Origin of the sequence: Streptomyces gamaensis, assembly GCF_042656465.1 — a bacterium.
In the GTDB taxonomy this organism is placed as follows: Bacteria; Actinomycetota; Actinomycetes; order Streptomycetales; family Streptomycetaceae; genus Streptomyces; species Streptomyces gamaensis.
Genome location: NZ_JBHSPB010000001.1, coordinates 30,056 through 43,385 on the forward strand (window position 1 = coordinate 30,056; position 13,330 = coordinate 43,385).

Below are 13,330 nucleotides of genomic sequence, written 5' to 3' on the forward strand. Positions count from 1 at the left end.
CAACTGTTTCAGCCGAGCAGCAGTGGGTCGGCCAAGGGCCGATGCCGCGTCTGGCTGTCAGATACGGACCGTGTGGTTCGGGTTGTTGGTACCCGTGGCGATGCGGCCGTAGCCCATCCAGTCATCATGCTGGTAACGGACCTTATTGATCCAAGCGTTGATGGAGTGGTCGGCGTTGATGACGACGTAGTCGGCCTTGCCGTCGCCGTCGATGTCGGCAAAGCGGACCTGACTGCCCGAAGAGCCGGTACCGCCGGCGATCTGGCCATAGTCGGTCCAGCCGCCCTTGGCGTCACCGGCTCCGTTGTTCCTCCAGGCCCTGACGGAACCGTTGTTGCCGACCACGAGGTAGTCGGCATTACCGTCACCGTCGATATCAGCGAAACGTACGTCGTTCCCGAGCCCGCCGGTGGCGATCACGCCGTAATCGACCCAGTTGTCATGGCCGTCACCGTTCTGCACCCAGGCGTGCACCGCGCCGTTGTCCTCCACGACGAGGTAATCCGCCTTGCGGTCGCCGTTGATGTCGGCGAAACGCACCTTGCGGGCGGGGCCGCCGGTGCCACCGGCGATTGTGCCGTAGTTGATCCAGCCCAGGTGGCGGTTGTTCTCTACGCCCTTGTTGACCCAGGCCCTGACGGAGCCGTTGTCACCGATGACGAGGTAATCGGCCTTGCCGTCGCCGTTGATGTCCGCGAAGCGAACGTTCGTGCCAGGGGTGTTGGGGACGCCGTCGGCGATGCAGCCGTAACCGATCCAGTCCCCACGTCCGTCGCCGCCGTTGTTCCCCCAGGCCTCGACGGAACTGTCGTCATGCACGATCACGTAGTCGGCTTTGCCGTCACCGTTGATGTCGACCCGGTAGTCACCGAGAGGAGTGTCCGGCACGGTCTGCTTCGTGACCCAGTCGGCGATGTCGTCGGCGCGGGAGTCGATGACATCCCTGCGACTCTCCTTCTCGTTGCCGAGGCAGCCCCCCTGCCGGGAACGGCTGGTGACACCCACCAGCTCGAACTTGCCCCCCGTGGAACGGAACGCGGGAGCGCCGGAATCGCCCTGGCACATGGTCGCGTTCGGCGTCGTGCCGTTCAGGCGCATGGAGCCGGTGGGGTTGACGCCACTCACGGAGAACTCCGCATAGTGCAGCTTGTCCGGTACCCATTCGTCCGCGGTGCGGCCGAAGCCGGCGGCCCACACCTTCTCCCCGTCCAGCACCGTGTTGGTGGTGACGGCGATGGGCGCGATACCGCTGACGGGGTTCGCGAGCTTGGCCAGGACCAGGTCGCGGTCTTCCCGCGGTACGAGTTCGACGACGTCGACGACCGTACCGCGGTTGTGCACCAGGTCAGCGCTGCCGATGGTGGCTGTGGTCTTGAACTTCGGTGCTCCGGGCGCGACCTTGAAGCCCTGGGAAAGGTCGTCGGCGAAGCAACTCGCGGCGGTGATCAGCCACTGCTGGGCGACCAGCGCGGCCGAGCAGCCGCGCTCGGGCCGGCCCACGGCCTTCTCGTCGACGAGCTTGAGCTGTGCCACGAACGGGTACGAGCCGTCCTTGGCGGTCGGGCCCTGCAGAGCGTTCGCCGGGCCGGCGGTGAGCAGGCTGCCGGTCACGGCAGCCGCGAGAAACCCTATCGCGCACGCGATGCGCGGGTTCTTGGCAGGCATGGTCTTCTTTCGCGTATCACAAGCAAAGGCATGCCGCGTGTAATGTCATAGTAAACGCGGTACGTGCAACGTACCACCTGCGGTCAATTCGGAGCCGGTTGAGAGGTGGTCAGTTTTCCAGCCGGTCGCTGGCTCGTCCTGAGCTGTTGTGGCGCCCTCCCCGTGACTCTCAGAGAGGGCGCCACGGGCCGCTTCTCAGGTGGACTGGTCCGAGCGGACTTCATCTATGAATGCGGACCAAGCCGAGCCTGATGCAACGAGGGCGGAGCCGTTTCGGTGCTTTGAGTCGCGGATGGCGACACGGTCGGGGAGCGCCGTGACCGAGACGCATCCACCACCCCCGTTTTCTGTGCTGTAGGAGGACTTGAACCAGGCTGACTCTTCAGCCAGTTCGAGGGCAGTGGGGCGGGGCTCAGTGGTCATCGATCTCTCTTGCCAGTCGTCGGAGGAAGTCGGGGGTCATGGCGGGTGCCAGTGCGCCTTCTCGCATTGCATCGAACTTCCTCGTGTACTTCCAGACCTCGCGACGCCTGTCCGACACCGTCATGACAGAAGGACCTTCCTCCATGACGACGGAGTCGAGGCCGGCGTCGAAGTCCAGGATGACGAAGCTGGCGAACGCGCGGTAGGTGGGCAGGTTCTGCGGGAGGATCTGAACGGTGACGTGGTCGAGTGCTGCGGCCTTCTCGATGGCCTCGTACTGTTCGCGCATGATGTCCGGGCCGCCGACCATGCGATGGAGCGCCGACTCGTCGATGATGACGCGGAGTTCGGCGGGGGAGTCACCGAAGATGGCCTCTTGGCGCTTCATGCGGACGGCCACGCACTCTTCGACGAACTCAGTCGTCCGCTCGTCAACCGGTTTCGCGGCCATGAACTGAGCACGAGCGTAGCGCTCGGTCTGCAAGAGTCCGAGGACGACCTGAGGGATCCAGGCGCGCATCGAGGTTGCGTCGGACTCCAGCCCGACATAGAGCGTCTGCCCGGACGGCATGGCGTTCCGGTACGGGCGATACCAATCGCTGCTGAGCGAGTCACGGTGGAGGGCGAGGAGCTGCTCGCGGTCGACGCGGTCCGTGACCTTGTACAGGTCCAGGAGGTCCTCCAGGTCCCGGACGCGGGGGAGTTGGTTGTGGCCGGACTCGACCCTGTTGAGCTTGGACTCTGAGCTTTCGATGGCGGCTGCCGCGTCCTTCGTGCTGTAGCCGTACTTCTCCCGCAGCCGTCGGAGTTCCTTGCCCAGCTCTCGCCGACGGAATGTCGGACCGCGTCGTGCAGCCACTGCTGAACCCTTCCTGGTGGTGTGCGCGCCTGTGCGTCCCTGTTCCGCGTTGGCGCGATTCTGATGGCACCCGCGAGGCCCCTGTCGGTGCTCCGGGTGGTCCCGTGGTCGCAGTCTGGCACCGGTGATACCTGGTCCGAGAGCACTTACCCGGGTTTGTCATATGCCACTTTCGATGGCCTTGCCTCATGAGGTTGCTGTCTAACGAGCCTCTACGGGAACGTGGTTGGGCCGCCGCCAGTCGGATTCCGGTCGGCTTCGCCTGGGGTTCATCACCGTCAGTCAAGGAGCTTCCGCATGCCCCCGTTCCCCCTCACCGGCATGACCCGTATGCCGCTCATCCAGGTACCGCTCCGGGACGGCGAGCCGCCCATCAGGGGTGTGATCCGGCTTGCCCTGGCCATGGCCCAGCTCTTGCCCTCGCACTACCAAGTGGGCGCTGTGACGAAGGAGTTGAGGGAGTACATCGGGCGGGTCGCGCCCGATGTCGCGGAGGCGGCGCGCAGACGAGGTGACGGTGACCCCGCGTGCGTACGGGTCCTCGCCGACGTTGAGGAGGCCCAGCGCCGGGCCCGGCACGGGAGTGCCGGCGACGGGTATCTGTCCGCGATTCGGTACGCCGTGGGCCTCGCGGAGTCCGCCGAGGCGTTGCTGCGGCACCAGGAGGGGGTCGTCGACGGGGGCGACGGGTGATGATCGGGCGGGCAGGGCTTCCGCCCGTTGTTGTGCCCGACCGGGATCCGCTGCCCCGGCGGGAGAAAGGGGTAGCGCTCAAGCGATTGCAGGAGCGCTACCCGGCCGTGCGGGGTGGCGTACGGCTCAGTCCGTGTCCGTCGCCGCCAGTACCGCCAGCCTCCGGCCGTCCGGAGTGACGGCGACCAGGCCGATGTCCCACATCACGTTGTAGAACCACTTCGTGCCTGCGCCGAAGCTGTACCAGTCGCAGGCCAGGGCGGCCTGTTCGATCTCCTCCGACGACGCGTGTTCCGGTACGCCGGACAGGGCCGCGAGGGACTGCCACGCCGCCAGGCGACCGTACGCGCCCCGCAGGCCTTCGTTGTACGCACCGCCCTGCGATGCCGCTGCGAAGAGCTGTCGCCATGCGGCAGTTGCAGAGCAACGGTAGAGGGCGGGGCGGTTGCCGGCGGACGGGGCTTTGAAGGAGTCCAGGGGCAGGGAGTCCAGCGTGGCGGGGACGGCTTCGGGCGGGAGCGGTTCCGGCAGGGCGAAAGTGCGCGCCTCCACCTGGCCGTTGGATTCCATGGACCAGTTGGACACAGCTGCCGAGATGGACTTGGCCGCCGACTCCGTGGTCGTTTCCGTCGCTGTCGGGTGTGGAGATGCCGACTTCCGTACGGCTTGGGGGCCGTCTGTAGCGTCTCCGTACGGAACGGACCAGCTGCCCCCGCTCGCGCTGTAGCTCGGCAGGTCCGGGCATTCCTCGAATGCGGCCAGACTCAACGGGAGTCGGCCCAGCGGGTGATAGCGCCAGTGGGGCGAGTTCGTCCACCTTGCCATTCCGGGTTCCGCGGTCACGTTCACGCCGCGCAGCAGCAGTTCGTGTGCGAGGCATGCTCGCAGTTCCTCGGAGGCGCGGGCCTGTGATGAGCCGCCGGTGAAGACCAGGGCGAGGTCCCGGGGTGCGTGGGCATCGGCCAGCAGGGAGGCCACGTAGGCGCTGTCCCTCTTGCTCTTGCCGGCGTCGGTCAGGGCGACCAGGCGCAAGGTCTGTTCCAGGTTGGCCCTGCCCGGGGTGGTGGTCAGGAGGCGTAGCAGCTGGTCAAGGAGGCTGCGGTACTGCCATTTGCCGTCGGCTTTCGAGCCGTATCGGCGGTGCACGGCGATGGCGAGGTCGGCTGCGAAGGCGGGGTTGCCGCGCTTGAGGCGGCGTGCCGCGTTCTCCGTGACGGTGCTGAGGTCCTTGAGGCGGGGCAGGTTTGCCGCGATGGTCTCTATTTCGTCTGCCACATGCCTCAGACTATGCGTGTCCGAAACCCACCGGTGTCCTGAGGGAAGGTCGCTGTTGGTTAGATCACAGAGAAACCTTCGGTAACGCGGGCAACTGCGTTCTCTTGTCCTGAATTGTCTGGCTGGGCTGGTCGATTACTCGCTTTTCTTAACCTTTACTTCGGTCTTACGATCGCTGGTGTTCCGCCGCGTGAGCAGTTCTTCACGCGGCGGCCTCCTTGTCTCCGACCCGGAAGGGCCCAGTGAACCTTCGCCGTACTCTTGCGACCGCTGTTGTAGCCGCTGTGACCGCGCCTGCTGTCCTGCTCCTTCCTGCGAGCTCCGCTCTGGCTGATGCCAAGTCCTCGACGTCTACGCAGACGCAGCAGAAGCCGACCTACGCAGAGCTCCAGAAGGCGGCCGCCGACGCGGACAAGGCGTATAAGGACGCGGTCGCGGCCAAGGACGCCGCACAGAAGAAGCTGAAGGCCACTCTGGCCGAGATGCAGCAGGATTCCAATCCGCTCAAGGCAGCCGGCCTTGCGGCTGACAAGGCGGCCGAGGCTGCCGCGGCCGACAAGATCACTGCCGACAAGGCGGTTACAGATGCCAAGGCCAAGCTGGACGCGGCCAAGGATGACACTGAGAAGGCCGCGACACAGAAGGCGTACGAGGCAGCCGAGGCCAAGGCAAAGAAGGCCGCCGAGGCCAAGGGTGCTGCAGACGCCAAGCGCAAGGCTGCCTGGGACGCGGTGGACGACGTGCAAGTTGCGGCATTTCGGGAGTACGGGAAGGCCCAGCACGCCCCTGACAACGCCCTCAAGGCCAAGGAAGCCGCCGACAAGGCCCTCGCTTCCGCCAAGGAGTGCGTCTACCCCTCGGGTCTGACCGTCTTCGCGAACGGCCTGCCCTCGAAGACCGTCGCCGGGAGCACGGTCGACTTCTCGCTCACGGTGACCAACGGTACCGACCGCACCCTGGATGTGAGGTCGTGGGTCCTGTTCAACCTGGAGACGGAGAGCGAGGACCACTTCATCAAGATGCAGTGGTCCGACGGTTCGGGCTGGAAGGAGCTGGACCAGAAGGGCAACAACTACACCGCGCCTATCAAGGCGATGAAGCCCGGTGCGCACAGCGACGTGAAGATGCGGATGACGATCGAGGCGGGTGCCTCGGCCGGTAAGGCCCGCACCCTTTTCGCGGCCGACGCGTCGGACCAGTACAACCCGTGCGTCCTCGGCACCATGCAGCGCTACCAGGTCGAGGTGCTTCCCGCCGGCAGCAAGCCCGGCAAGGTCGACGAGGCGAAGCCCGGCAAGGTCGATGAGAAGGACCGCCCGAAGTCGAATCCGTCGGCGCAGGGTGGCAAGTCCGACAAGCCGGTACCGGGCACCAAGGACGACGCCTCCGCCAAGCCGGCGTCGACCAACGCCGACGGCAGCCTCGCCAGCACCGGTTCGTCCAATGCCATGCCGATCGCCGCTGCCAGCGGTGCCGCTGTGCTGCTCGGTGCCGGGGCGGTCTTCGCCGTGCGCCGTCGTCGGGCCAAGGGCACCAACTGACCCCACGCGTGACGAGGGCCCGTACCCAAGGAGATTCCGGAGGGTGCGGGCCTTCGCCTTGTCACGCGTTGGATGCAGCCGCGTCGTCCCAAGCATCCGGGCTGCGGTAGTGGTTCTCGTGTCCTGCCGCGAGCACGGACCGGAGTTGGGCAAGGTGCGGAGTGTCCTCGGGGAGGTCCAGTTGCATCAGGAGGGCCAGCGCGGGCTTTGGCTCCAAGTCGCCGTAGACGTCGTGGTAGGAGCCCAACAAGCCCTGGAACAGGGATCCGTGCAGTGCGGGGAGGCGCGCGGCAATCTCGTACGTGCCCTGCTTGATTGACCAGGGCACCGGGCCCGAGTTGTCCAGCACTCGGTCGGCTCGGCGGAGCAAGGCGTCCGACCTCTCCGTCACGACGCGCTCGATGTCGTTCCCGAGTACCTCGGCAAAAGCCATGGCGGCGGTGTCGCGATCCTCGAACCAGTCGACCCAGAGCGAATAGGTGACGGGTTCGGCGTCCCGCTGCGCTTCCAGTCGTCGGCGGTAGCCGTCCCACAACACGTCGGAGGGCAACGGCCTGTCCGCGTCACCGTACGCCGACCCGATCACGCATGTCACCCAGTAGTCATCGAGGAGATCGAGCAGCCCGAAGGCCAGCCACAGCTGTTCGGTCGGGGTCAGGCTCTCTTCCCTGAACACCTTGTCGACCCAGGAGTGAGCGACATCGTTGGCGGTGAGCGGCCAATCCGGCCTGTCGGCTTCGACCCACCCTTCTCCGGCCTCGACGACGCCCTGGTCGGAGAGCCATCGCCGCGCTTGTTCCATGGCTTCCATGGCCTGCGTTTCCATACGAACAGTATGACGAGTCGTGGAACCCCTACGGTCGATGAGCCATAGGCCCGGCCAGGACGTGACCGGCCTAACGTCCGCCCCGTGCCTCCCCCGTGGCAGGGTGACCCCATGACTTCGAGTGCCCTCGACCTCGTTCACGCCGTCGTCGATCCCGGCAGCTGGAGATGCTGGGACGAGCCCGTCGGGCCCGTTGACGAACTCACCGGCGACGCCGAGTATCAGGACGATCTGCGGGCCGCCCGGGAGCGGAGTGGGCTTGATGAGTCCGTTGTTACCGGGGAAGGGCGTATTCAGGGGCGTCGAGTCGCCGTCGTCGTCTGTGAGTTCCGGTTTCTTGCCGGGTCGATCGGGGTTGTCGCGGGGGAGCGGCTCGTACGGGCTGTGGAGCGAGCTACCGCTGAGCGGTTGCCGTTGTTGGCCGCGCCGGCGTCCGGGGGGACTCGGATGCAGGAGGGGACCGTTGCCTTCTTGCAGATGGTGAAGGTTGCCGCCGCTATTACGGATCACAAGGCTGCCGGGTTGCCCTATCTCGTGTATCTGCGGCATCCCACCACCGGTGGGGTTCTCGCGTCGTGGGGGTCGCTGGGGCATGTGACCGCTGCCGAGCCCGGGGCCCTGATCGGTTTTCTCGGGCCTCGGGTGCATCAGGCCCTGTACGGGGAGGAGTTCCCGGCCGGGGTGCAGGTCGCCGAGAATCTGCTCGCCAATGGGCTCGTGGATGCGGTGCTGCCCGCCGAGCGGCTGGGCGGGGTGGCCGCTCGGGCGCTTCGGGTGTTGTGTGGGGAGGGGGGTCCGCAGGGTGCGGAGGCGGGGGTTCCGCAGGGTGTCTCCCGTGTTCCCTCCGCCGAGCGCTCCATTAGGCTCTCCCGTCTTCCCCAACGCCCCGGCATCCGCGCCCTCTTGGACGCCACCGCCACCGACGTCTCACCCCTCAGCGGGACCGGCGCCGGCGAGCGTGACCCCGGGCTGTTGCTCGCGCTCGCGCGTGTCGGCGGTACGCCCTGTGTCGTCCTTGGGCACGACCGGGGGGATCACAACGACGGGCCCGGGCAGGCGCTCGGGCCCGCCGGGTTGCGGTCGGCGCGGCGCGGGATGCGGATCGCTGCTGAGCTGGGGCTGCCGTTGCTGACCGTTGTCGATACGGCCGGGGCCGCGCTGTCCCGGGACGCCGAGGAGGGCGGGCTGGCGGGGGAGATCGCCCGTTGTCTCGCGGAGTTGGTGACCCTGCCCGCGCCCACGCTGTGTCTGCTGCTCGGGCAGGGTGCGGGCGGGGCCGCACTCGCGCTGTTGTCCGCCGACCGGGTCGTGGCCGCCCGGCACGCCTGGCTGTCGCCGCTGCCGCCGGAAGGGGCCTCGGCGATTCTGTACCGGACGACGGAGCGCGCGTACGAGATCGCCGAGCGGCAAGGCGTACGGTCCGCGGATCTGCTCCGCGACGGGATCGTGGACGTGGTCGTGGAGGAGGGGGAGGACGAAGGGGGCGAAAACGGCTCCGGGTACGGGGAGTTCCTCGGGCGGCTCGGGGCTCTCCTCGGTGCCGAGCTCGCTGCCCTCGCCCGCCGCGACCCCGCCGAACGGCTCGCCGCCCGGCGGGCACGCTATCGGCGTATCGGGCTTCCTGGGTGAGCCGGTTCGCGCGGCGGTACGCATCACCTTCGTACGGCCGTCTCCAAGGCATACAACCGGCCGTTCACCGTGCTGCCCGCCGGGGCCGGCCGTACCCCTGACTCTGCCCCGCTGTCGCCGCACATGTCCCTGATGCACCCGCCGCCCACCTTCCACTTCCTGGCCCATGCCCCAGGTGTGTGCCACCTCTTGAAGTTACGGGCGGATTACGTGAGTTGCCCGCTGGCCGAATCCATAAGGTTGCGCCAGGCGATAGATGGTGCATGCATCTAAGTCGGCGTAGGGTGATCCCGCGGTCCGCCCCGCTGCCACGGCGGACCGCGACCCACGGGGGACAAGCCGTACCCGGAAACCCCGGGCGGATCACCGAAAGGGGAGACCGCGACCATGTGCGGGATCACCGGATGGATCTCCTACGACCAGGACCTCACCACCGCGCGCGGCACGCTCGACGCCATGACGCAGACCCAGGCCTGCCGCGGCCCGGACTCCGGCGGCGTCTGGCTCGACACCCATGCCGCCCTCGGCCACCGCCGCCTCGCCGTCATCGACATCGAGGGCGGCAAACAGCCCATGCTCGTCCAGCAGGACGGACGCACCCTGCTCGCCACCACCTACAGCGGCGAGGTCTACAACTACCGTGAGCTGCGCAGCGAACTCGCCGGGCGCGGCCACGTCTTCCGCACCAAGAGTGACACCGAGGTCGTACTCCACGCCTACCTGGAGTGGGGCGAGGCGTTCACCGAACGACTCAACGGGATGTACGCCTTCGCCCTGTGGGACCCGCGCAAGGAGGAGCTGCTCCTCGTCCGCGACCGCATGGGCATCAAACCGCTGTACTACTACCCGACGCCCGACGGCGTCATCTTCGGCTCGGAGCCCAAGGCCATCCTCGCGCACCCCTCCGTCCGGCCCGTCGTCGACGCCGAAGGGCTCGCCGAGGCCGTCACCTTCGTCAAGACGCCCGGCCACGCCATCTACAAGGGCATGTACGAACTGCGGCCCGGCCACACCGCGCGCGTACGCCGCAGCGGACTGACCGTCCGCAAGTACTGGGGGCTCGAAGCCCGCGAGCACACCGACGACCTCGACACGACCGTCCGCCACGTGCGCGAGCTCCTCGACGACATCGTCGGACGGCAGCTCATCGCCGACGTCCCCCTGTGCACCCTGCTCTCCGGCGGACTCGACTCCTCCGCCATCACCGCGCTCGCCGCCAAGGGACTCGCCGAACAGGGGCGGGGCGCCGTGCGCTCGTTCTCCGTCGACTTCGCCCAGCAGACCGAGAACTTCCGGCCCGACGACCTGCGGCCCACCCCCGACGGGCCCTACGCGCACGCCCTCGCCGAGCACGTGCGCTCCGAGCACCAGGACATCGTCCTCGACTCCGCCGCCCTGATGGAACCCGCCAACCGGGCCGCGATCGTCACCGCCCGCGACCTGCCCGTCGGCCTCGGCGAGGGCGACACCTCCCTGTACCTGCTGTTCAAGGCCATCCGCGAACAGTCCACCGTCGCCCTGTCCGGCGAGTCCGCCGACGAGATCTTCGGCGGCTACCGCTGGTTCCACCTGCCGGAGACCGTCAACGCCGACACCTTCCCCTGGGAGGCCTCCGGTGCCCTCGACAGCTTCGCCGGCTCCGAGAACGGCGGCCGCGTCTCGCTCCTCGACCGCCGCCTCCTCGACAAGATCGACATCACCGGCTACCAGGACGCCCGCTACCGCCAGGCACTCGCCGAAGTACCGCACATACCCGGAGTCACCGGCGTCGAGAAGCGCATGCGCGAGATCTGCTACCTGCACCTGACGCGCTTCGTGCAGTTCCTCCTCGACCGCAAGGACCGCGCCAGCATGGCCGTCGGCCTTGAGGTCCGAGTCCCCTTCTGCGACCACCGTCTCGTGGAGTACGTCTTCAACACCCCCTGGTCGATGAAGACCTTCGACGGCCGCGAGAAGTCCCTGCTGCGCGCCGCCACCCGCGACGTACTCCCGGCCAAGGTCGCCGACCGCGTCAAGAGCCCCTACCCGAGCATCCAGGACCCCGGCTACGCCGCCGCCCTGCGTACCGAGCTCGGCCGCGTCATCGCCGACAAGGACGCGCCCGTCCGCGCCCTCCTCGACACCCAGTCCGTCTCCACCGCCCTCGACCAGGGCGCCGGTGAGACGTACCGCATGGCCACCGAACTCGTCCTCGGTCTGGACGGCTGGCTGCGCGACTATGGCGTCAGCCTTGAACTCTAAGACTGAACGAACTGTAGGGATCAAACTGTAGGGCTCGCCCCCGCACGGAGCGGGACTTCCTGGCGCACAATGGACAGCACAACCACCCCGCACGACCGCCACCCAGCCAGGAGTCCCGCCGTGGCCTTGCAGCTGACCGTCGACCCCGACGCCCCCGAACCCCCCTACGAGCAGATCCGCGCCCGCATCGCCGAACGCGCCCGCTCCGGCGCCCTGCCCGTCGGCTACAAACTCCCCACCGTGCGCGGCTTCGCCGAGGAACTCGGCCTCGCCGCCAACACCGTCGCCAAGGCCTACCGCGCCCTGGAGTCCGACGGCGTCATCGAGACCCGCGGCCGCAACGGCACCTTCATCGCCGCCCCCGGCGACACTGCCGCCCGTGAGGCCGCCGCCGCGGCCCAGGCCTTCGCCCAGCGCGCCCACCGCCTCGGCCTCGACCGCGCGGCCGCCCTCGCCGCCGCCGGGGACGCCCTGCGTGCGGTGTACGGCGACGCGGACTGACGCGTACTGACGCGGGCGGACCGACACGCGTACTGGACGGGCCGTCAGCAGCCGGCGGCCCCGCCCCCCGGGTACAGGTTTTCGGCGCACACCCCGCCGTTCCCGCGAAGGCCCCGCGCCGTGAACCCCCCGCCATTAGTCTTGTCCGTGATGGGACGTCATGGTGTGGGTCGGGCGTTTTTCCGGGCAGGGCGGTGGCGGCTGACCGTGCTGCTGACCGCCGTAGGCGCCGCGATCGTGCTGCTGCTCGTGATGAGCGGAGGCTGGGGCGGAGGCAGACCCGGCAACGGACTGGGCGAAGGGCCGCGCGGCGAGAACGGCCCGTCGACCGCGACCGGGACGGCGCCCGGCTGGGGGTTCACACACACCCAGTACAGCGCCGACCACGGTGAGACCGACGCGATGAGCGCCGCCGACAAGGCCATCGGCGCCGCGCACCTCGCGCAGAACCAGCACATCATGGGCTGGGGCGTCGACAACCCCGAACCCAGCCCGGGCGTATGGAACTTCAGGGACCTGGACCGCCGCGTCGCGCTGATGCGCAGCTCGGGGTCCACGCCCGTCCTCACCCTGTGCTGCGCCCCCGACTGGATGAAAGGCGGCGGGCCGCGCACCGACTGGAGCCAGAAAACCCTGGAGAAGGCCCCCGACCCCGCCCACTACAAGGACTTCGCCGAGCTCGCCTCCGAAGTCGCCAAACGCTACCCCGAAGTACGGCACTTCGTCGTCTGGAACGAGTTCAAGGGCTTCTACGACGACAAGAAGAACCGCTGGGACTACGAGGACTACACGCGGCTGTACAACCTGGTGTACGCCGCGCTGAAGAAGGTCGACAAGGGCATTCTCGTCGGCGGGCCCTACATCGGCATGGACAGCATCGCGCCCGGCGAGACCACCAACGCGTCTTCCCTGCGGGGGCCTTGGGGATCCGTCGACCAGCGGTCGCTCGATGCCATCGACTACTGGAACACCCACAAGGCCGGGGCCGACTTCCTCACCGTCGACGGCGCCAGCTACACCCACCAGGGCAACCGGCTGCTCCCCGACGAGTTCACCGCGACACAGAAGTTCGCCGACGTCACGACGTGGCTGCGCTCGCATACCGGGCTGCCTGTGTGGTGGTCCGAGTGGTATGTCGAGCCGCCTGATGCCAATGACAGCCGGCGGCTTTGGACGGAGCAGCGGCGTATTGCGGTGCAGACTACTGCGATGATGCAACTCGCTCGTGCCGGTGCTGCCGCGGCGTTCTACTGGAATCCGGAGACGACTTCGGACGACTGTCCTGGTTGTTTGTGGCGCAGCACCGAACTCAAGGGTGGGGGGGAGGCGTTGCCGATGCTCGACTTGCTTGCTCGCTTCGCGAAGGATTTTCCGCCCGGGACGAAGTTTCGTGACCCGCAGGTCGCGCCTGATGATCCTGGGCGGGTTCGGGTTCTTGCGTCCGGCTCCGCCGTGCTGGTGGTCAATGTTCGGGATCAGGGGGTCACGGTTGCCGTTGACGGTAGGCCGGTGAGTTTGGGGCCGTATGAGATTCGGTGGGTGGATTAGGGTGCGGGTTGGGGTGGGTTTTGTTCCCCACCCCGCCCCTTCCCGAAACTGGGGCTCCGCCCCAGACCCCGGTCCTCAATCGCCGGACGGGCTTCATTTTGCGGACCGAACCGCGAAATCAAGCCTGTC

The 13,330-nt window shown here is 67.8% G+C and carries 11 protein-coding genes; 6 read left to right on the forward strand and 5 right to left on the reverse strand.

Features of this window, described 5'->3' with window-relative positions; genetic code table 11:
• Window positions 1–57 precede the first annotated feature (57 nt).
• The 3 genes from ACFP1Z_RS00100 to ACFP1Z_RS00110 form a co-directional block, all read right to left on the reverse strand.
• Window positions 58–1,665, reverse strand: a complete 1,608-nt coding sequence (locus tag ACFP1Z_RS00100; protein WP_390313551.1) for an FG-GAP-like repeat-containing protein — start codon at window positions 1,663–1,665, stop codon at window positions 58–60.
• A 195-nt stretch (window positions 1,666–1,860) separates the two neighbouring features.
• Window positions 1,861–2,088 carry a DUF397 domain-containing protein gene (locus ACFP1Z_RS00105; protein ID WP_390313552.1) on the reverse strand — a complete coding sequence of 76 codons (228 nt, stop codon included), beginning with the start codon at window positions 2,086–2,088 and terminating at the stop codon, window positions 1,861–1,863.
• Window positions 2,078–2,947: a helix-turn-helix domain-containing protein gene (locus ACFP1Z_RS00110; RefSeq protein ID WP_390313553.1), complete on the reverse strand. Its 870-nt coding sequence runs from the start codon at window positions 2,945–2,947 to the stop codon at window positions 2,078–2,080. Before ACFP1Z_RS00110 ends, ACFP1Z_RS00105 begins: the two co-directional genes overlap by 11 nt.
• A 297-nt stretch (window positions 2,948–3,244) precedes the next feature.
• Here ACFP1Z_RS00110 and ACFP1Z_RS00115 point away from each other — a divergent pair, with 297 nt between their 5' ends.
• A complete protein-coding gene (locus ACFP1Z_RS00115; protein WP_390313554.1) occupies window positions 3,245–3,640 on the forward strand; it encodes a DUF6415 family natural product biosynthesis protein in 396 nt (131 codons plus the stop codon).
• Window positions 3,641–3,766: 126 nt separating this feature from the next.
• On the opposite strand, the gene ACFP1Z_RS00120 is transcribed toward ACFP1Z_RS00115, so the two are convergent.
• On the reverse strand, window positions 3,767–4,915 hold the full coding sequence (locus ACFP1Z_RS00120) for a DUF6183 family protein (RefSeq protein ID WP_390313555.1): 1,149 nt from the start codon (window positions 4,913–4,915) through the stop codon (window positions 3,767–3,769).
• Between the two features lie 284 nt (window positions 4,916–5,199).
• Here ACFP1Z_RS00120 and ACFP1Z_RS00125 point away from each other — a divergent pair, with 284 nt between their 5' ends.
• The gene (locus ACFP1Z_RS00125; RefSeq protein ID WP_390313556.1) at window positions 5,200–6,456 is read left to right on the forward strand and encodes an LPXTG cell wall anchor domain-containing protein; all 1,257 of its coding nucleotides are present in this window, start codon (window positions 5,200–5,202) and stop codon (window positions 6,454–6,456) included.
• Between the two features lie 61 nt (window positions 6,457–6,517).
• On the opposite strand, the gene ACFP1Z_RS00130 is transcribed toward ACFP1Z_RS00125, so the two are convergent.
• A complete protein-coding gene (locus ACFP1Z_RS00130; protein WP_390313557.1) occupies window positions 6,518–7,282 on the reverse strand; it encodes a hypothetical protein in 765 nt (254 codons plus the stop codon).
• A gap of 111 nt (window positions 7,283–7,393) precedes the next feature.
• Between ACFP1Z_RS00130 and ACFP1Z_RS00135 the strand changes: the two genes are divergently transcribed.
• From ACFP1Z_RS00135 to ACFP1Z_RS00150, 4 genes are all read left to right on the forward strand, one after another.
• On the forward strand, window positions 7,394–8,911 hold the full coding sequence (locus ACFP1Z_RS00135) for a carboxyl transferase domain-containing protein (RefSeq protein ID WP_390313558.1): 1,518 nt from the start codon (window positions 7,394–7,396) through the stop codon (window positions 8,909–8,911).
• 387 nt (window positions 8,912–9,298) lie between these two features.
• Entirely contained in the window at window positions 9,299–11,152 is a 1,854-nt protein-coding gene (asnB, locus tag ACFP1Z_RS00140; protein ID WP_390313559.1) for an asparagine synthase (glutamine-hydrolyzing), read from the forward strand.
• Between the two features lie 120 nt (window positions 11,153–11,272).
• Window positions 11,273–11,653: a GntR family transcriptional regulator gene (locus ACFP1Z_RS00145; RefSeq protein WP_390313560.1), complete on the forward strand. Its 381-nt coding sequence runs from the start codon at window positions 11,273–11,275 to the stop codon at window positions 11,651–11,653.
• Between the two features lie 150 nt (window positions 11,654–11,803).
• Window positions 11,804–13,201: a GH39 family glycosyl hydrolase gene (locus ACFP1Z_RS00150; RefSeq protein ID WP_390313561.1), complete on the forward strand. Its 1,398-nt coding sequence runs from the start codon at window positions 11,804–11,806 to the stop codon at window positions 13,199–13,201.
• The last annotated feature ends 129 nt before the right edge of the window (window positions 13,202–13,330 follow it).